Source organism: Streptomyces sp. NPDC002888 (assembly GCF_042888465.1).
Classification (GTDB): Bacteria; Actinomycetota; Actinomycetes; order Streptomycetales; family Streptomycetaceae; genus Streptomyces.
Genome location: NZ_JBIAPU010000007.1, coordinates 201357 through 220770, shown reverse-complemented (window position 1 = coordinate 220770; position 19414 = coordinate 201357). Strand labels below are relative to the sequence as shown.

Below are 19414 nucleotides of genomic sequence, written 5' to 3'. Positions count from 1 at the left end.
GCAGGATCGGGGGCGTGGCAGAGACAGCAGCGAAGAAGACCGACAACAGCCCCGGCGACAGCCGCCCGCGCCTGATGCTCATGGACGGGCACTCGCTGGCCTACCGCGCGTTCTTCGCGCTGCCCGCGGAGAACTTCACGACCGCGACGGGCCAGCCGACGAACGCGATCTACGGCTTCGCGTCGATGCTGGCGAACACGCTGCGCGACGAGGCGCCCACGCACTTCGCGGTGGCCTTCGACGTCTCCCGCAAGACCTGGCGGTCCGAGGAGTTCACGGAGTACAAGGCGAACCGCTCCAAGACCCCGGACGAGTTCAAGGGCCAGGTCGAGCTGATCGGCGAGCTGCTCGACACGATGCACGTCTCCCGGTTCGCGGTCGACGGCTTCGAGGCCGACGACGTCATCGCCACCCTCGCCACCCAGGCCGAGGCCGCCGGCTTCGAGGTGCTCATCGTCACCGGCGACCGCGACTCCTTCCAACTGGTCAGCGAGCACACGACCGTGCTGTATCCGACCAAGGGCGTCTCCGAGCTGACCCGCTTCACCCCGGAGAAGGTTTTCGAGAAGTACGGACTGACCCCCGCCCAGTACCCGGACTTCGCGGCGCTGCGCGGCGACCCGTCCGACAACCTCCCCGGCATCCCCGGCGTCGGCGAGAAGACGGCCGCGAAGTGGATCAACCAGTTCGGTTCCTTCGCGGAGCTGGTCGAGCGTGTCGACGAGGTCAAGGGCAAGGCCGGGCAGAACCTGCGCGACCACCTGGAGGCGGTCAAGCTCAACCGCCGCCTGACGGAGATGGTGTGCACCGTCGAGCTGCCCAAGACCGTCGCCGACCTCGAGCGCGCTCCCTACGACCGCAAGTCGCTCGCGCTGGTCCTGGACACCCTGGAGATCCGCAACCCCTCGCTGCGCGAGCGGCTGCTCGCCGTCGACCCGGGTGCCGAGGAGGCCGAGGCGACCCCGGTCGTCGCGGCCGGTGTGGAGCTGGAGGGCAAGGTCCTCGCCACCGGCGAGCTGGCCGGCTGGCTCGCCGAGCACGCCACCGTGCCTCTCGGCGTCGCCACCGTCGCCACCTGGGCGCTCGGTACCGGCTCCGTCGCCGAGGTCGCGCTCGCCGCGGGCCAGGGGGCGGCCGCCTGGTTCGACCCGTCCCAGCTCGACGAGGCCGACGAGAACGCGTTCGCGGCCTGGCTGGCCGCGCAGGACCGCCCCAAGGTCCTGCACAACGCCAAGGGTGCGATGCGGGTCTTCGCCGAGCACGGCTGGCGCGTCGCCGGCGTCTATATGGACACCGCCCTCGCCGCCTACCTGGTCAAGCCCGGCCGCCGCTCCTTCGACCTGGACGCGCTCTCCCTGGAGTACCTCCACCGGGAGCTGGCCCCCGCCGCCGCGGCCGACGGCCAGCTGGCCTTCGGCGCGGACGACGGCGCCGAGGCCGAGGCCCTGATGGTGCAGGCCCGCGCGATCCTCGACCTGGGCGAGGCGTTCACGGGCCGCCTCGAGGAGGTCGGCGCCACGGACCTCCTGCGCGACATGGAGCTCCCCACCTCCGCGCTGCTGGCCCGCATGGAGCGGCACGGCATCGCGGCCGACCGGGCCCACCTGGAGGCCATGGAGCAGATGTTCGCGGGCGCCGTGCAGCAGGCCGTGAAGGAGGCTCACGCGGCGGCCGGGCACGAGTTCAACCTCGGCTCGCCCAAGCAGCTCCAGGAAGTCCTCTTCGGTGAACTCGGCCTGCCCAGGACGAAGAAGACCAAGACGGGCTACACGACGGACGCCGACGCCCTGGCCTGGCTCGCGGCCCAGACCGACAACGAACTGCCGGTCATCATGCTCCGCCACCGCGAGCAGGCGAAGCTCCGCGTCACCGTCGAGGGCCTGATCAAGACGATCGCCGCGGACGGCCGCATCCACACCAGCTTCAACCAGACGGTCGCCGCGACCGGCCGCCTGTCGTCGACCGACCCGAACCTCCAGAACATCCCGGTCCGCACGGACGAGGGCAGGGCGATCCGCCGCGGCTTCGTGGTCGGCGAGGGCTTCGAATCCCTCATGACCGCGGACTACAGCCAGATCGAACTGCGCGTGATGGCCCACCTCTCCGAGGACGCGGGCCTGATCGAGGCGTTCACCTCCGGCGAGGACCTGCACACCACGGCGGCCTCCCAGGTCTTCGGGGTCGAGCCCTCGGCCGTGGACGCGGAGATGCGCCGCAAGATCAAGGCGATGTCCTACGGCCTGGCGTACGGTCTGTCCGCCTTCGGCCTGTCCCAGCAGCTGAACATCGAGGCGGCCGAGGCCCGTGCCCTGATGGACGCGTACTTCGAGCGCTTCGGCGGCGTACGGGACTATCTGCGCCGCGCGGTCGACGAGGCCCGGGCGACGGGCTACACGGCGACGCTCTTCGGGCGCCGCCGCTATCTCCCCGACCTCAACAGCGACAACCGCCAGCGCCGCGAGGCGGCCGAGCGCATGGCTCTCAACGCGCCCATCCAGGGCACGGCGGCCGACATCGTCAAGATCGCCATGCTCAACGTGGACCGGGCCCTGCGCGAGGCCGACCTCAGCTCTCGCATGCTCCTCCAGGTCCACGACGAAATCGTCCTAGAAATCGCCCCCGGCGAACGCGAGGCCACAGAACAACTCGTCCGCCACGAAATGTCCAACGCCGTCCAACTCCGCGCCCCCCTGGACGTCTCGGTCGGCGCGGGCCCGGACTGGGAGTCGGCAGCGCACTAGCCTGCGGCGGAGGACCGGGAAACGGGGGCGTCAGCGCGGGCCCGCTTCCGAGGCGCCGCGCGAGGGGCGGAGGGGTTCCCCTTCCGCCCCACCTCGCACCCCTGCACCCCCTTCCCCGCCGCCCTCATTTCCGCCGCAACGGCGATCCACCACGACGCAGTCCGGCGGCGCCCGACGAGCGCAGCCGGAAAACACAGACCCGGGCCCAGTCCCCACACGCACCCTCACTCGCGTGGCCCTCGCCAGCAGGCCCCTCACCGCCCGGGCCCGCCAAGATGCGCCCATGGGTATACGCATGCTTCACCGCCGGACGGCACCCGCACGCGCCCACTCCCCGGCGATGGCAGACACACAGGTCAACGCCAAGGCGGCCGACTCCGCGCCGCTTCCCACGGTCCAGCCCCGGGCCCCGCGCGCAAGCAGCGCCCGCACGCCCACCACCCCGGCCACGGCCGTACGTGAGTCCCTCATGGAACTCCGGCGCCGCCTCACCGCCCGGGCGTCGAGGGAACCCGACTCGCAAGGATCCTGGCGGCGCTGGGCCGGCCTGGCCCGCGGTCACCTCGCCGACTCCCTCGCACTCCTCCTCGCCCGGCTCCCCAAGCCCCGCACACCCCGCCCGCCCCGCCGCACCCTCACCGTGTTCGTAGCCCCCCTCACCGAGCGCCCGTACGGCTCCGCTCCACGCTGACCCCCTCCGGCCGCCCGGCGACACCCCGGGCGGCCGGACGCCACACCCGGACACCCACGGCGTACAGCAGCAGCCCGAGCACCAGCCCGGCGCCCGCCCCGAAGCACACCGTCGGGATCAGCTCCCACGGCTTCGCCCGCGGCCCCCAGTACTCCCACCACCGCGACGCCCGCTGCACCGCCGCCACCACGGCGCACCCGCCGATCACCGCACCGGCCCACCACCGGTCCCGTACCGACAACGCGGGAACCCCCACCGGCTCGCCCGCGGGAGCCCGGCGCAGCGCGCGCAGCACGAACACGGTGATCACGACCGCGGCCACGGCCGAACCGCCGTACTGGAGGTACCAGTACAGAGGTGAGCCCGCCACCTGCTGCCCCAGGACGGGAAACAGCCGCATACCCCACCGGTCGAGGTGCGTGAAGGCGTCCCACACGACATGCGTCAGCGCGCCGAGCACCGCGGAGACGTACCACCACAGCACCGAGGACGCCCGCAGGTGCGCGCGTGGCGCCCCGCAGCGCAGCAGGGCGGCCGCCCGCCCCTGCCGGACCCGCGGCAGCAATGCGACCAGCGGCTCGCGCACCAGCAGCCACAGCCCCACCAGCGCCCAGGTGATGAGCACATCGACCGTGAACACCCCCGGGAAGGAGTGGGTGACCTCACCGAACTCCATCGCCCCGGACAGGACACTCGCCGCGTAATAGGTCATGTCGGGGGAGAAGGAACCCGCGACGAGCACGGCCGGCACCAGTCGTCCCCGGCCCGTTCCGTCGGTGCGCACGCCGGGCAGCACGGCCGCCGCATGGCTCAGAGTGAACGGCAACAGGGCTCCCCGAGGCGGACGTTGGCCGGTCCCCCCGACCCACTGATCAACGGCGTCCAGTATGCGGGATGGCCAACCGGTGAAAACCGGGCACGAACAGGTGTCCATGCAAAGAGAGTTGTCGTAGGGTCGCCTGGGTCCCCGTGTCGGGGGCAAAAAACAAGTTGGGACAACACGGCCGCACCATCACCAACCGGCGACACGAACGCCCCACACGTGCAACCCCCGGGGCGGGTCGATCGTCAGAACAGATCGAAGTACGGAGTCGAGCACAGGGCGAAGTACGGGCCGAGCAGGGCATAAAGGACACGGGCGCTCCGGCGTCCCCGGGAGGGGTTCACTCTATGGCGGCGCAATTCGGTGTGAGGCTGCGCAAGACGGCGTTCACCACCGCCGTGGCCGCAGCGGCGGTCGCGGCTCTGTCCGCGTCCCAGGCCCCGGGAGTGACGCCCCAGGAGCCCGGCAGAGAGTCCGCCGTCGACTCCCAGGCCGCGTCCGAAGCGAACGCCGACGACAGCGCGACCGGCAACTCGCCGTACTACACGGACCTGCCGCCGCTGAACAGCCCGACCCCCTCGCCGAGCCCGAGCACCACCACCCCGGTCGACCCGGGCACCTCCGAGGCGGGCATCCCCGCGACCGTCCTCGACGCCTACAAGAAGGCCGAGGCCGAACTGGCCGCCTCCAAGCCGGGCTGCAACCTGCCCTGGCAGCTCCTCGCCGCCATCGGCAAGGTCGAGTCGGGCCAGGCCCGCGGCGGCCGCGTCGACGCGAACGGCACCACCATCTCGCCGATCTACGGCCCGCAGCTCGACGGCAACGGCTTCGCGCTCATCAAGGACACCGACAACGGCGCGTACGACGGCAACAGCGCGTACGACCAGGCGGTCGGCCCCATGCAGTTCATTCCGTCCACCTGGGCGTGGGCGGGCCGCGACGGCAACGACGACGGCAAGAAGGACCCCAACAACATCTACGACGCCGCGCTCGCGGCCGGCCACTACCTGTGCCGCTTCGGCTGGGACCTGTCCACCCAGGCCGACCTCGACCGCGCGATCCTCAGCTACAACAACTCGCGGGACTACCTGAACCTGGTCATGTCGTGGGTGGAGTACTACCGCAAGGGCACCCACGAGATCCCGGACGGCACCGGCAGCGTCCCGTCGAACCGCAGCGACGACGGCGCGAGCGAGACCACCAGCCCCTCGCCGTCGCCCTCGAAGCCGCCGAAGACGCCGAAGCCCAGCCCCGACCCGACCAAGCCCGGCGGCGGCTCCACGAGCCCCGGCACCGACCCGACCCCGCCCAGCAAGCCGACCCCGCCCGACACGCCGGCCCCGACGCCCACCGACACGGTGGACCACCTCGAGGACGCGGGCACGGCAGCGCTCACGGCCACCGCCGGCGACCGGTTCACCAAGAGGATCAGCACCCGGGCCGAGACCGAGTCCGGCACGGCCGTCGCCAAGGTCAGGATCCGCTTCACCATCCTCGGCGACACCGACGCCACCTTCACCGGCGGCGAGAGCGTCGCCACGGTCGCCACCAACAGCTCCGGCGTCGCCGTCACGCCCCTGCTCCAGGCGGGCGAGAAGACCGGGAACTTCACGGTCCGCGCCGTCGTCGTCGGCCGTACGCTGCCCGGCCTCGACTACAGGGCGACCGTCACCGCCCGCGCCGCCGACGCCCTCGCCCGCACCAGCGACACCGCTCTGACCTGCGTCGCGGGCGGCGAGTTCGCCGACCAGGTCCAGGTGAAGGCCACCTACAAGGGCGCCGTCGCGGACAAGGTCGCCGCCACCGCCACCCTGATCAAGTCGGCGGACGACGCGACCGTGAACGACAAGGGCCCCTACTTCAAGGACGCCGACGGCAAGACCGTCCGCACCCTGACCGGCCTGCAGACGGACGCGAACGGTCTGCTGACGCTGCCGAAGCTGTACGCGGACGACACCGCCGGCACGTTCTTGCTGCGCATCACCACCAGCGGTGGCGCGACCCTCACGGTCGAACTGACCGTGACGGCGCCCGAGGCCTCCCCGAGCCCGACGGACAGCACGTCGGCGACCCCCTCGGAGAGCGCGTCGCAGAGCACGTCCCCGAGCCCCACCGCGTAAGGCCGGCACGTCCTCAAGTCCTCCGTACGACGACGGGGGGGGGGGGGGGGGGGGGCCGGGGGGGGGGCGGGGGGGGGGGGGGGGGGGGGGGCGGGGGGGGGGGGGGGGGGGGGGGGGGGGGGGCGCCCCCCCCCCCCGCCCGCCGGCCCCCCCCCCCGCCCCCGCGCCCCCCCCCCCCCCCCCCGCGCGCCCGCGGCCCCCCCCCCCCCCCCCACGGCGGTGCGGGTGCCGGCGTCGGAGCGGGAGCCGACGAGGTACGCGGTCTCGCCCTTCTTCAGGGTGTCCGACGTGCCGTCGCGCCGGCCGGTGGCGTCCTTGCCCACCGTCCATGTCCACACGGTGCCGTCGTCGCTCTTGACGGTGACCTGGTCGCCGTCCACCTTCTCGACCGTGCCCCGCTGCCATATGCGGACGACCCAGTCACCGGTGTCGCGGTCCTTCACGGTCGCCTCGCCGTGCACGGCGTCGCCCCCGAGCCCCGCCCAGGGGCCACCGCCGTGGCGGCCGCGCGGCGCTTCGGGGGCGTCGGACGCCGGGGCGGATCCGGCCGCCGCGGGCACAGCACGGCTACCGGAGTCGTCCGAGCCGGAGCTCGCGGCGTAGGCGACGGTACCGCCCAGCGCCAGGACGGCGACGGTCGTGGCCGCTGTCACCGTCCGCCCGCGGGCGGATCGCGGCTGCCACAGCGCACGCAGGGACGTCCGCTCCCGCTCCGGTCCGCCGGGTCCCGTGAGGACCTCCCACTCGCCCGGTGCGCCGCCCTCGGTGCTTTCCCGATCCGGCTCCTGCGTCATGGTTCACTCTCCTCGACTCATTCGCCTCGACCACGGCTGCCCGCCCCGCAGGCCTGGCCCTCGCACGCCTTGCTGTGATTGTGGAATGCCGTCGATGAACAACCGGTGATGAATTCCTGAGAATCCACTGAATCCCCTGAATCCCCTGAATCTACGTCCGCGCGCGGGCGATGAGCAGGGCCACGTCGTCGTGGTTGTCGGGATGGTGCAGCGTGCGCAGGAGGAGGTCGCAGACGTCCTCCAACGGGCGTGTGGGGTCGTCGAGCAGCGTCAGCAGCTGGTCGAGGCGCTCGTCCAGGGAGTGCCGGCGCGTCTCGACCAGGCCGTCGGTGTAGAGCACGAGCTGGTCGCCGGGCGCGAAGTCGACGGTGGTGGTGGAGAACGCCACGCCGCCCACCCCGAGCGGCACCCCGGTGGGCAGGTCGAGCAGTTTTGGCGGCCGGCCCGCCCGGACGTGGGCCGGCGGCAGGTGCCCGGCGTTGGCGATCCTGCACTGCCGGAGTTCGGGGTCGTGGACGGCGTAGAGGCAGGTGGCGATGGAGTGGTCGAGGCTCTGCGTGATCCGGTCGAGGTGTTCGAGGAGTACGGCGGGGTCGAGGTCGAGGGAGGCGAGCGTGTTCGTCGCGGTGCGCAGCCGGCCCATCGTGGCGGCGGCGCTGATGCCGCTGCCCATCACGTCGCCGACGACGAGCGCGGTGTTGCCGCCCTCCAGCGGGATCACGTCGAACCAGTCGCCGCCGACCTCGGTGGTGGCCCCCGCGGGCTGGTAGCGGGAGGCGACCTCGAGGCCGCCCGTCACCGAGGGGTGGCTCGGTAGCAGGCTGCGTTGGAGGGTGAGGGCGGTGTCGCGGGCGTTCTGGTACCAGCGGGCGTTGTCTATCTGCACGGCCGCGCGGGCGGCCAGCTCCCTGGCCAGCAACAGGTCGTCCCGGCCGAACGGCAGGGGATTGCCGGCCCGTTTGAGGTCGAGGGCGCCGAGCACCTCGCCGCGTGCGATGAGCGGCACGGCGAGATACGAGTGGACGCCCGCGCGTGCCAGGTGTTCGGCCGCCTCCGGTGAGCGGGCGATGCGCGCCAGGTCCTCGTGCGTCACCCGCTCCACGAGGATCGGCTGTCCCGTGCGCACGCACTCCGTGACCAGCCGGTCGGGTCCGTAGCGGGCCACCTGCCCGGGCGGGTCGGCCGCCTCCAGGCCCTCCGGGGAGCGGTCCGCCCGGACGGCGAGGGCGCGGATCACCGCCGGTTCGGTGGGGCCGAGACCGCTGCGCCGGCCGCCCACGACCGCGTCGAGCAGGTCCACGGCGGCGATGTCGGCGAGCTCGGGCACGGCCACCTCGGCCAGTTCGCGGGCGGTGCGGTCCAGGTCCAGCGTGGTGCCGATCCGGGCGGAGGCGTCGGCGATCAACGCCAGTCGCCGCCGGGCGGCCTCGGCCTCGACGCCCGCCCGGTGCTGGTCGGTGACGTCCACGATCGACGCGGCCACGCCCAGCACGGTGCCGGCGGTGTCCTCCAGCCGGTAGAGCGAGAGCGACCAGGCGTGGTCCTCGTCCGGGTCGGCCGGGGTGCGGCCGACGAGGGACAGGTCGACGAGCGGTCGGCCGGTCCGCAGCACCTCGTCCGCGCCCGACTCGAAGGTGTCCACGTCCAGTCGGGGCAGCAGCTCGCGGAGGGTGCGGCCCACGTGCTCGTCGGCGGGTACGCCGTTGATCTGCTCCAGGGCCGGGTTGACGGACACGTACCGCAGGTCGAGGTCCAGGACGGCGAGACCGATCGGCGACTGGTTGACCATCCGGGTCGAGAGCGCGACGTCCCGCTCCAGCCGGCGCAGGGTCGAGCGGTCGGTCGCGAGCCCCAGGGCGTACACCTCGCCCTGGTCGTCCAGGAGCCGCATGTTGCGGAACTCCACCAGCCGGGTGCTGCCGTCCTTGCGGCGGATGGGGAAGGCGCCCGCCCAGCCCTCGCCGGTGGCCATGACGTCGGCGAACAGCTTGACGGCGAGGTCGTGGTGCTGCTCGTGGACCATGACGTGGGCTGCGTACTGGCCGAGCGCCTCCTCGGCCGGGTAGCCGAACAGCTCCTCGGCCTGCGGGCTCCACAGCACGATGTGCCCCCGGGCGTCCAGCAGCACCGAGGCCACGTTCAGCACGTCGAGCAGCCCGCTCGGCCGAACGGGCCCGCGTACCGGCTCACCGCCCCCGGGTACCGGCGGCCCGGCTGCACTCATCGCACGCACCGCCTCCGCCGTCCGCGAAGCACGCCCGTTCCCCGTGCCGACTCCCCACGTTGCACCGCGCTCAACCTCATCTCCGACGCCGACCGGGCTACCTCCACCATCCCCCGAGAGGGCGCCCGGCGTCCCGTCGACACCCCGCGTTTTCTTGTTTGGTCTGTACATGACTATCTCGTGGCGCCAGACTGTCCGCCGATCACCTCCCACCCCCCCAATCGAGGAGTCGGTTCATGTCCGCGCGCACCGCCCGGCACCGCTGTCACCTGGTCCTGACCGGCCTGGTCGCCCTCGCCACCGCCGCCGTGCTGTCGGCCGCCCCGCCCGCAGCCGCGGCCGACACCTGGACCGAGGCCGGCTCCGACCGCGCCGATCCGCTCACCGAGAGCCAGGGCCTGGCCTCGGTCGAGGTTCCCGTCGGCAGCGCCAACCGCTATACGGGCATAGGTACCATCCCTGTCGGCCTCAGCACCCGCGGCTGGAACCACGTCGGCGACCCCGACGCCTCCTACGACGGCCACTACATCGAGCCGTACCAGCGGGACTCGGGCACCACCAAGTTGTTCCGGGTGCAGGCACCGGGCGGCGGCTGGTCCGAGTACGTCCACACCCTGAGCACCGGGGAGGCCCTGAACAACTCGTGGGTCGCGGTGTCGCCGGACGGCCAGTGGATGCTGGCCGGCGAATACGGCACCATGAGCCGGCTGCTGGTCTTCCCGACCCCGGGAGTGAACCAGGGCACCTCGCCGTCGGCGAACCTGCCGCAGGTCTCCACCGTCCGCCTCGACCACCCCGTGCGGGACGTGCAGGGCTGCGACTTCGTCGACGCGACCCGGCTGCTGTGCTCCTCCGACGACCCGGCGGGCACCCTGTTCGGCATCACCAAGCCGCTGCTCCAGGTCGACCTGGCCGCCGCGCCGAACGGCACGTCGGACGTGTCCGGCCACGTCACGGCCCTGCGCCAGGTGCCGCTGCGCAGCTCCTGCTCGGGCACCTTCGAGGCGGAGGGCATCGACTACGACCGCCGTACGGGGGTGCTGCGCGTGATCGTCGTCTCGCCGGGCTTCTGCGTCCTGACGGACAGCAAGACCTACCGCTTCACGCGCGGCTGAGGCTGCGGGCGGCGCCGCCCGGCGTGTGCGGCGCCGTCGATGGTGCTCTCCTGGAAGGTGGCACTTTCCCGGGGGCTTCCCGGGGGTGGGGTGCGGTTTCACGGGGAACTCGCGGTACCGCAGTCCTGCCATGAGAGGAGCGTTCACGAAATGGACAGCGAGCGTCCGCACGAGGAATCCGTCTCCGTCGCGATCAGTGATTGCAGCAAGGAGGACGCGCGGGTCGTGTTCGACACCCTGTGCGCGTGCTTCTCGTCCGACCGATGCGCCGAGGACGTACCGGAGCAACTGCACGAGACGCGACCCATGGTGTGGCTCGGCACGTTCGACGTCGCCGACGCGCACGAGGGGGCCCGCCCCGCCCACCTGCACGCCTCCGTCACGGCCGACGTGCAGGGCGGCTACTGGGCCATCGAGCGGTTCCGCACCACCGTGGACGGCCTGTTCTCGGTGGAGGATCTGACCACGGCCTCCGGCGACCAGGAGAGGGAGTTGCACATCCGGCTGGCGAGCGGCTGACACCCCGGCCCCACGGGCCATTGTGCAACTAGTTGCAAAACGAGTTATGCAACTAGTTGCACAATGGTGTTCGGGTCCTCTACAACAGAGGGCACGACACCCTGCACGGAGGGCCCGATGAGCCGTTACCCCCACCTGCTGAGCCCGCTCGACCTGGGCTTCACCACACTGCCCAACCGCGTCCTGATGGGCTCCATGCACGTCGGCCTGGAGGAGGCCGAGCGTGGCTTCGAGCGGATGGCGGAGTTCTACGCCACCCGGGCCCGCGGGGGAGTGGGCCTGATCGTCACCGGCGGCATCGCTCCCAACGACGAGGGACGCCCGTACGAGGGCGGCGCGAAGCTCACCACCGACGCCGAGGCCGAGCAGCACCGCCGGATCACGGACGCCGTGCACCGGGAGGGCGGCCGCATCGCGATGCAACTCCTGCACTTCGGCCGCTACGCCTACCACCGCGACCTCGTCGCCCCGAGCCCGCTCCAGGCGCCGATCAGCCCCTTCCCGCCCCGCGAGCTCACCGACGCCGACGTCGAGCGCACGATCGCCGACTACGCCCACGCCGCCCGCCTCGCGAAGCAGGCCGGCTACGACGGCGTGGAGATCATGGGCTCCGAGGGCTACCTCATCAACGAGTTCATCGCCACGCAGACCAACCAGCGCACCGACCGCTGGGGCGGCACGTACGAGAACCGCATGCGCTTCCCCGTCGAGATCGTCCGACGGGTGCGGGAGGCGGTCGGCGAGGACTTCATCGTCATCTACCGGCTGTCGATGCTGGACCTCGTGCCCGGCGGCTCCTCGCTGGACGAGGTGATCACCCTCGCCAAGGCCGTCGAGGCCGCCGGGGCGACGATCATCAACACCGGCATCGGCTGGCACGAGGCCCGCATCCCCACCATCGCGACCTCCGTGCCGCGCGGCGCCTACACCTGGGTCACGAAGAGACTCATGGGCGCGGTGTCCGTCCCGCTCGTCACCACCAACCGCATCAACACCCCCGAACTCGCCGAGCAGTTGCTCGCCGAGGGCCGCGCGGACATGGTGTCGATGGCCCGCCCGATGCTCGCCGACCCCGACTTCGTGAACAAGGCCGCCGCCGGCACCCCCGACGCCATCAACACCTGCATCGGCTGCAACCAGGCCTGCCTCGACCACACCTTCAGCGGACAGATCACCTCCTGCCTGGTCAACCCGCGCGCCTGCCACGAGACCGAGCTGGTCCTGTCCCCGACCCGGCTGCGCAAGCGCGTCGCGGTCGTCGGCGCGGGCCCGGCCGGCCTCGCCTGCTCCGTGAGCGCCGCCGAACGCGGCCACGCGGTGACCCTCTTCGACGCCGCGAGCGAGATCGGCGGCCAGCTCAACGTCGCCCGCAGGGTCCCCGGCAAGCAGGAGTTCGACGAGACCCTGCGCTACTTCCGCCACCAGCTCGACGCCCACGGCGTGGACGTAAGGCTGAACACACCCGCCACCGCCGGCGACCTCTCCGACTACGACGAGGTCGTCGTCGCCACCGGCGTCACCCCCCGCACCCCCGAGATCCCCGGCGTCGACCACCCCCGCGTCCTCGGCTACCTGGACGTCCTGCGCGACGGCGCCCCCGTCGGCGACCGGGTCGCGATCCTCGGCGCGGGCGGCATCGGCTTCGACGTCGCCGAGTACCTCACCGACGGCGGCGACAAGGCGAGCGAGGACCCGGCGACGTACTTCCGCCACTGGGGCGTCGACACCGACTACCGCACACCCGGCGGCCTCGCAGCCCCCGAGCGCCCCGCCCCGCCGCGCACCGTCCACCTCCTCCAGCGCAAGACCAGCAAGGTCGGCGCGGGCCTCGGCAAGACCACCGGCTGGATCCACCGCACCGAGCTCAAGCACCGCGGCGTCACCATGGTCCCGGGCGTGCGCTATGACCGTATCGACGACGCCGGCCTGCACATCACCGTCGGCGAGGAGTCCACCGTCCTGGAGGTCGACACCATCGTGTTGTGCACCGGCCAGGACCCGCGCCGGGGACTGTACGAGGAACTGCTCGCGGCCGGACGCAGCGTGCACCTCATCGGCGGCGCCGACGTGGCCGCCGAGCTGGACGCCAAGCGGGCCATCAAGCAGGGCACCGAGCTGGCGGCGGGGCTCTAGGGGCCGGGCGCGGCCTCCCTAGGATGACTCCATGTCACTCCCGCACGCGATCCTCACCGCCCTGGTGGAAAAGCCGTCCTCGGGGCTGGAGCTGACCCGCCGGTTCGACCGGTCGATCGGCTACTTCTGGTCGGCGACGCACCAGCAGATCTATCGCGAGCTGGGAAAACTGGAGGCCGAGGGGTACATCCGCGCCCTCACCGCCGAGCAGCCGGCCCGAGGGCAGAAGAAGAGCTACGAGGTCCTGCCCGAGGGCCGCGCCGAACTGGCCCGCTGGACCGCCGAGTCCCAGGACCCCAAGCCGCACCGCGACGCCCTGCTGCTGCGGCTGCGCGCCGCCGCGGTGGTCGGCACCCGGGGCATCGAGGGCGACCTGCGCCGCCATCTGAAGCTGCACCGGCTCCAGTTGGCGGAGTACGAGGAGATCGAGAAGCGCGACTTCCCGCTCGGCAAGGACGACCCGCAGACCCGGCTCCAGCACCTGGTGCTGCGCGCGGGCATCGAACTGGAGACCTTCTGGGAGCGGTGGCTCACCCAGGCGCTGGAGGGGTTCACCGCGCTGCCCTCCACCGCCACCGACCTGCCCGAGGACGAGAGGGCCGGGACGGACGGGACGGACGGGACGGCCTGAGGCGGCCGCCCGCCCGTCCGGGCGTGACCGGCTAGAGCCGGTACGGCTTCGAGCGACGGCGCAGGAACCACGCCGTCGCGACGACGCCCGTGCCCACCAGGATCCCGCCCGCCGTCAGGGTGAGGGTGCCGTAGTCCTTGCTGGCACCGCCGAACCCGCCCATGACACCGCGCGAGGGCGAGGCCGTCGCGGAGATCGTGGGTCTCGACGGGGCGGAGACGACCACGGACTGGGTGCCCGCGGTGCTCCCGTTGGAGCAGTTCACGATCACCGTGTAGGTGCCAGGGGTCACGTTCGACCAGGCGGCGGACTGGCTGACGGTCGTGCCCGACAGCGCCACCTGGCGACCCTGGGCGAAGTTCGCCTGTGAGTTGGTGAGCAGGGACGCGGCGCCCCAGCTGCCGTTGATCTGGGTGCAGGCGCCGGTCACCACGGAGACCGTGGACCCGGTCGTGCTCACGGAGATCCCGGACTGGGCGGCGGCCGGCCCGGCGGACAGGGCGAGCGGCAGCGCGGCGGCGGCCGCGACGGTCAGGCCGGCACGCCGGAAAGGATGAGTAGTGCGCATGGAGTGTCCTCCGGCGGCACGGTTGGCGGTACATCCCTTGCGCCGCCGGAGGTCGGGAACGCCCGTGCTGCCCTCAGGGGCAGCCAACGTGGCCCCGGCCCGCCCCGCACGCGGAGGGCCGCCGGGCAGGTGATGGCTTCCCCCGGATTCCTCCGGACGGCCGATGCCCGGTCGCGCGTCACGGGCGGACGGTGTCGCCCGTCGTGACCGTCCGCTCGACGGAGAAGGCGCCCCAGGTGCCGTCCGGAAGCCTGGCCCTGATGCGCACCCGGTGCTCGACCCCTGAATCCCGCCCCGCGTAGAAGCTGTGGGACGCCCGCTCGCGCGGCGCTGTCCCGCCCCACACCAGCGAGGTGGCCGGACGCCCGTCGAGTTCGATGCCGTACTCCGTGACCACGCCGTCCACCCGCGGCGGGATCCAGGACAGGTCGACGTAGTACGCCCCGTCGGCGCGGTGGGTCGTCGCGCGGAAGTCCCCGGGCGCGGTGTCCCGGCCGTCGTCGGCGCCCGGCGCGGTGGTGAGGCGGACGGCGGCACCGTCGGGCGAGACGTTGTCGGCCGCGTCCCGGGCCCGGACGGTGAAGGCGTAGCGGCTGCCGGGCCGCAGTCCCGTGACCACGGTGGCCGTCTGGCCGCCGCCTACGCTGTGGATCTTCACGGAGCCCTGGTAGACGTCGTACGACACCACCGCGCGGTTGTCCGTGGACGGGGACCACGACAGCTGGACCGCGCGGCTCCCGACGGTCCGGCCGGTGGTGCGGCCCGGGCGAGTCGGTGCCGAGCGGTCCGCGGCGACCGCCGCCGGGGTGGTGGCGCGGACCTCGCGGCTGCCCGGACCGAGCCGCCCCTCGGCGTCCCGGGCCCGCACGGTGAACACGTACACCGTGGACGCCCTGAGCCCGGTGACGTCCGCCATGTGTGCGGAACCGGGTACGTCCTCGACTTTCCTGTGGCCGCGATACACCTCGTACCCGGCGATGCGTGCGGCGGAGGTCACCGTGTTCCACATGACGTGCACGCTGGTCGCGCTGCCCGCTTCGGCGGTGACTCCCGTCGGAGCCCCCGGCGGCCGGTCGTCCTCGCCCTCGTCGGCCCCCGCCCACCCGCAGGAGGCGACCAGCAGGACCCCGCACAGCAGAACGCGTCGCACGACTCGGCCTCCCGGCGCGGGCACGGCAATGGTCCGGACCAATATGAACCCAGTGTGGCGATCGCATCAAGAGGCGGGCGCAACCGGGGGCGCAGCTTCCGAGCGTCCGGGGGAGTTACGTATGCTGAGGCACCTCACGGCCGAACTCATCTCGAGGGATGGTGAGTTCGTGCCGGTGGCGCGGACCGCTGTCGTCGCTGATTCCGCGCCGGCGTGGGCGGTCGGGAGGCCGGAGCCCCGACAGGCTCGGGCCCCCGCCCCCTGTCGGGCCGTCAGAAGGCGTGCACCGTACGGCACGTCGAGTGGCCACATGCGCGGACGGGAGCCAGATTGGGCCGAGTGTCCGTCACCGTCCCCGCACGAGAGGGCCCTTGAACGTGTCCGTCACTTCGCTGACACTGGCCGCCGCCGGCCTCGCCCTGCTGGCCCAGGCCGGACAGCACACCACACCTCACGTCCCCCACGAGCCGGTGGCACGCCACGAAGGCACCGTGGCCGCCGCCGAACTCCGGGCCCGGGTGCGTGACTGCGCCCCCGTCTCCCACGGCCACTACCGCAGCGACGCCGACGCACCCGCCGACATCTCCGTCTGCGGCACCGACGGCGCCGTCTTCTGGAAGGCCGACCTGGACATCGACTGCGACGGCCGCCCGGGCTCGCGCTGCAACAGGAGAACCGACCCGTGGTTCTCGGACGCCACCGCCTACCCGCAATCCGACGGACGTTCGTTGAGCGCCGAGACCCTGCCGTACATCGTCGTACCCGCCCCGAGCCCGCTCTGGGACCATCGCAAGCACGGCGTGCGCGGCGGAGCCGTCGCCGCCGTCGTCCACGGCGACCGGGTGCAGTACGCCGTCGTCGGCGACGTCGGGCCGGCCGGCGTCATCGGGGAGGCGTCGTACGCCACCGCCGAAGGGCTCGGCCTCCGCGCGGACCCGCGCAGAGGCGGGGCGGCCTCGGGGGTCACCTACATCGTCTTCAAGGACTCGAAGGTGACCCCGATCGAGAGCCACGCGGCCGCCGTCGAGGCGGGGGAGCGGCTGGCGCGGGAGTTCATCGAGGGCACCCCTGAGGCAGGGCAGCGTCGACGGGTCGTCAGACCGCGGACCGGCCCTCGTCCACGGGCAGGATCGCGCCGCTGACGTTCCTCCCCGCCCTCACGTCTTCCGGTAGGTGTACGCCTCCACGGCCGCCGCCTCCACCGCGTCCAGGTCGGCGCCGGCCGCGGCGGTGACGACCGCGGCCACCGCGCCCTCGACGAACGGGGCGTCCACCAGGCGGGTGTCGTCGGGCAGCTCGTCGCCCTCCGCGAGCAGGGCCTTCACGGTGAGGACGGCACTGCCGAGGTCGGTGAGGACGGCGACCCCGGCGCCGCGATCCACCGATGCCGCCGCGGCGGCGATCAGCTCGGCGCTGGTGCCGAGTCCGCCGCCCTCGGTGCCGCCCGCCGGGGCGACGGGCACCGCCGTGCCACCGCCCGCGAGCCCGCGCGCCAGCTCGCCCACCGACGCGGCGACCTCGGCGCTGTGGGACACGAGCACGATCCCGACCTGCCCGGCACCCTCACTCACCGTTCGCCTCCAAGAGAGCCGCGATCAGCAGAGCGGCCGACGTGGCTCCCGGGTCCTGGTGCCCGATACTGCGTTCCCCGAGGTAGCTCGCCCGGCCCTTGCGGGCCTGCAACGGCGTCGTGGCGACAGCGCCCTGCTCGGCGGCGGCCCGGGCCGCGGCGAAGCCGTCGCCGAGGGCGTCGACGGCCGGTACCAGCGCGTCGATCATGGTCTTGTCGCCGGGCGCGGCACCACCCAGTGCCATCACCGCGTCCACCCCCGCGCGCAACGCCTCGGCGAGCTGTTCCTCGCCCACCTCGGCGGCGTCCCCGAGCGCCTTGCCGGTGCGGCGCAGCAGGGTGCCGTACAGCGGCCCCGACGCCCCGCCGACGGTCGAGATGAGCTGCCGCCCCGCGAGGGTCAGCACGGCACCGGGAGACGCGGGCGGCTCCTTCTCCAGGACGGCCGTCACGGCGGTGAAGCCGCGCTGCAGGTTGGTGCCGTGGTCGGCGTCGCCGATGGGGGAGTCGAGGGCGGTGAGCCGTTCCGCCTCGCGGTCGACGGACGCGGCGGTCGCCGTCATCCAACGGCGGAAGAACTCGGCGTCGAGCACTGGATCTCCTTGCGTGGTAGGTACGTCGAGCGTCGGTATCCGCCGGTCACATACCCCAGCGCAGGCCCGGCGTACTGACCGGCGCGTTCCACAGCCGCAGCAGCTCCTCGTCGATCTGGCACAGGGTGACCGAGGCGCCGGACATGTCGAGGGAGGTCACGTAGTTGCCGACCAGCGTACGGGCGACGGCGACCCCGCGTTCGGCGAGTACGCGCTGCACCTCCGCGTTGAAGCCGTACAGCTCCAGCAGCGGCGTCGCGCCCATGCCGTTCACCAGGACGAGGACGGGGTTGCGGGGGCTCAGGTCCTCCAGGATCGCGTGGATGGCGAAGTCGGCGATCTCGCCGGAGGTCATCATCGGCCGCCGCTCCCGGCCGGGCTCGCCGTGGATGCCGATGCCCAGCTCCAGCTCGCCCGAGGGCAGGTCGAAGGTGGGGCTGCCCTTGGCCGGAGTCGTACAGGCACTCAGTGCGACGCCGAAGCTGCGGGAGTTCTCGTTCACCTGCCGGGCGACGGACTGCACCCGCTCCAGCGGCTGCCCCTCGTCGGCGGCGGCGCCCGCGATCTTCTCCACGAACAGCGTCGCGCCCGTACCGCGCCGACCTGCCGTGTAGAGGCTGTCGGTGACGGCGACATCGTCGTTGACGAGGACCTTCGCGACCTGGATGCCCTCGTCCTCGGCGAGTTCGGCCGCCATGTCGAAGTTGAGCACGTCCCCCGTGTAGTTCTTGACGATGAACAGCACACCGGCTCCGCTGTCCACAGCGGCGGCCGCGCGCAGCATCTGATCGGGCACGGGCGACGTGAACACCTCACCCGGACAGGCCGCCGACAACATGCCGGGTCCCACGAAACCACCGTGCAGCGGCTCATGCCCCGACCCACCGCCGGAGACCAGCCCAACCTTCCCCGCGACGGGCGCGTCCCGCCGTACGACCACCCGGTTCTCGACATCGACGGTCAGCTCCGGATGGGCCGCGGCCATTCCACGCAGCGCGTCCGCGACCACGGACTCCGCGACGTTGATGAGCATCCTCATGAGGAACCTCCTGCGAGACTAGAAGATGAGTCTCTGACCTTTATTTTTGCAGCTCAGAGTGCGGTTGGCCAGTTTTCGATCTTGGCGGTCCGTAGCGGTCCGAGGCGGGGTCCAGCGGTACTGATGCTGACTTCATGCTGACTTTGGTGACGGAACGTAAGGGGTCGATGATGGTCGTTTGATGGTCGACGGGCGATCGAAGTTGCGTTCTGACACCGTCCAGTATCTCGTCATGGCCGGCTGGGGCGAAGGGTTTGGAGTTCGCATTCCCGCGCTCGGCCGGCGGGGCGGCCGCGTCACCCGTCCTCAGATCGTTCGGCAGAGGCGGGCCGCATCCAGCATCGCGGCATGGACATTTCTGCTCGCCACCGCGTCCCCTACGCGGAACAGCTGGAACGAACCGTTTTCGTTGCGCACCATCGACTGGGGCTTGCGGGCCAGCAGCTCCGTCAGGTCCACGGCCCCCAGGTTGGTCGAGGAATCGAGCAGCTCGTCGTAGAGCTCCTGGACCGGATCGGTGCCCATCTCGGCCACGACGGCATCGAAGGTGCGGTGCTCACGGAACTCGAAGCCGTCCACGCCGAGTTCCGCCCCGGCTGCCGGCGGGCGCCGGGTGCCTGTGCCGGTACGCCGTGCGCAAGCAGGTGCCGGCTTGCCCCGGGCCCCGCCGCCGACCTCACCTGTGGACCACCCTGGCCGGCAG

General features: G+C 72.4%; 16 protein-coding genes. 8 read left to right on the top strand and 8 right to left on the bottom strand.

The features are described from left to right. Positions 1-14: 14 nt before the first annotated feature. Together polA and ACFYWX_RS14230 are read left to right on the top strand one after the other, a co-directional pair. A complete protein-coding gene (gene polA / locus ACFYWX_RS14235; RefSeq protein ID WP_389424276.1) occupies positions 15-2741 on the top strand; it encodes a DNA polymerase I in 2727 nt (908 codons plus the stop codon). A 340-nt stretch (positions 2742-3081) separates the two neighbouring features. Further along, complete coding sequence (locus ACFYWX_RS14230) at positions 3082-3432, top strand: hypothetical protein (RefSeq protein WP_389424275.1); 351 nt, start codon at positions 3082-3084, stop codon at positions 3430-3432. Here ACFYWX_RS14230 and ACFYWX_RS14225 read toward each other — a convergent pair. Then, a complete protein-coding gene (locus ACFYWX_RS14225; RefSeq protein WP_389424274.1) occupies positions 3398-4258 on the bottom strand; it encodes a DUF4184 family protein in 861 nt (286 codons plus the stop codon). The genes ACFYWX_RS14230 and ACFYWX_RS14225 overlap by 35 nt on opposite strands. Positions 4259-4602: 344 nt before the next feature. Between ACFYWX_RS14225 and ACFYWX_RS14220 the strand changes: the two genes are divergently transcribed. Then, positions 4603-6375 carry a lytic murein transglycosylase gene (locus tag ACFYWX_RS14220; RefSeq protein ID WP_389424273.1) on the top strand — a complete coding sequence of 591 codons (1773 nt, stop codon included), beginning with the start codon at positions 4603-4605 and terminating at the stop codon, positions 6373-6375. Between the two features lie 945 nt (positions 6376-7320). Here the strand turns inward: ACFYWX_RS14220 and ACFYWX_RS14215 are convergent. Beyond that, positions 7321-9393: a SpoIIE family protein phosphatase gene (locus ACFYWX_RS14215; RefSeq protein ID WP_389424272.1), complete on the bottom strand. Its 2073-nt coding sequence runs from the start codon at positions 9391-9393 to the stop codon at positions 7321-7323. Positions 9394-9629: 236 nt separating this feature from the next. Between ACFYWX_RS14215 and ACFYWX_RS14210 the strand changes: the two genes are divergently transcribed. From ACFYWX_RS14210 to ACFYWX_RS14195, 4 genes are all read left to right on the top strand, one after another. Next, the gene (locus ACFYWX_RS14210; protein ID WP_389424271.1) at positions 9630-10508 is read left to right on the top strand and encodes a hypothetical protein; all 879 of its coding nucleotides are present in this window, start codon (positions 9630-9632) and stop codon (positions 10506-10508) included. Between the two features lie 150 nt (positions 10509-10658). After that, the gene (locus ACFYWX_RS14205; RefSeq protein ID WP_389424270.1) at positions 10659-11027 is read left to right on the top strand and encodes a hypothetical protein; all 369 of its coding nucleotides are present in this window, start codon (positions 10659-10661) and stop codon (positions 11025-11027) included. Between the two features lie 117 nt (positions 11028-11144). Beyond that, positions 11145-13160, top strand: a complete 2016-nt coding sequence (locus tag ACFYWX_RS14200) for an FAD-dependent oxidoreductase (RefSeq protein WP_389424269.1) — start codon at positions 11145-11147, stop codon at positions 13158-13160. A 31-nt stretch (positions 13161-13191) separates the two neighbouring features. Continuing rightward, positions 13192-13791: a PadR family transcriptional regulator gene (locus tag ACFYWX_RS14195; protein WP_389424268.1), complete on the top strand. Its 600-nt coding sequence runs from the start codon at positions 13192-13194 to the stop codon at positions 13789-13791. A 31-nt stretch (positions 13792-13822) separates the two neighbouring features. Here the strand turns inward: ACFYWX_RS14195 and ACFYWX_RS14190 are convergent, their stop codons facing one another. Both ACFYWX_RS14190 and ACFYWX_RS14185 read right to left on the bottom strand, forming a co-directional pair. Continuing rightward, entirely contained in the window at positions 13823-14359 is a 537-nt protein-coding gene (locus tag ACFYWX_RS14190; protein ID WP_389424267.1) for a hypothetical protein, read from the bottom strand. Positions 14360-14537: 178 nt separating this feature from the next. Further along, on the bottom strand, positions 14538-15509 hold the full coding sequence (locus tag ACFYWX_RS14185) for a fibronectin type III domain-containing protein (protein ID WP_389424266.1): 972 nt from the start codon (positions 15507-15509) through the stop codon (positions 14538-14540). Between the two features lie 377 nt (positions 15510-15886). On the opposite strand from ACFYWX_RS14185, the gene ACFYWX_RS14180 reads away from it, so the two are divergent. Beyond that, entirely contained in the window at positions 15887-16651 is a 765-nt protein-coding gene (locus tag ACFYWX_RS14180) for a glycoside hydrolase family 75 protein (protein WP_389424265.1), read from the top strand. Positions 16652-16666: 15 nt separating this feature from the next. On the opposite strand, the gene ACFYWX_RS14175 is transcribed toward ACFYWX_RS14180, so the two are convergent. The 4 genes from ACFYWX_RS14175 to ACFYWX_RS14160 all read right to left on the bottom strand — a co-directional run bounded on the left by ACFYWX_RS14175 (position 16667) and on the right by ACFYWX_RS14160 (position 19290). Next, positions 16667-17080, bottom strand: a complete 414-nt coding sequence (locus ACFYWX_RS14175; RefSeq protein WP_389424264.1) for a PTS-dependent dihydroxyacetone kinase phosphotransferase subunit DhaM — start codon at positions 17078-17080, stop codon at positions 16667-16669. After that, the gene (dhaL, locus tag ACFYWX_RS14170; RefSeq protein WP_389424263.1) at positions 17073-17672 is read right to left on the bottom strand and encodes a dihydroxyacetone kinase subunit DhaL; all 600 of its coding nucleotides are present in this window, start codon (positions 17670-17672) and stop codon (positions 17073-17075) included. Before dhaL ends, ACFYWX_RS14175 begins: the two co-directional genes overlap by 8 nt. 46 nt (positions 17673-17718) lie before the next feature. Continuing rightward, on the bottom strand, positions 17719-18711 hold the full coding sequence (dhaK, locus tag ACFYWX_RS14165; protein ID WP_389424262.1) for a dihydroxyacetone kinase subunit DhaK: 993 nt from the start codon (positions 18709-18711) through the stop codon (positions 17719-17721). Positions 18712-19017: 306 nt separating this feature from the next. Then, the gene (locus ACFYWX_RS14160) at positions 19018-19290 is read right to left on the bottom strand and encodes a hypothetical protein (protein WP_389424261.1); all 273 of its coding nucleotides are present in this window, start codon (positions 19288-19290) and stop codon (positions 19018-19020) included. Positions 19291-19414: the final 124 nt, after the last annotated feature.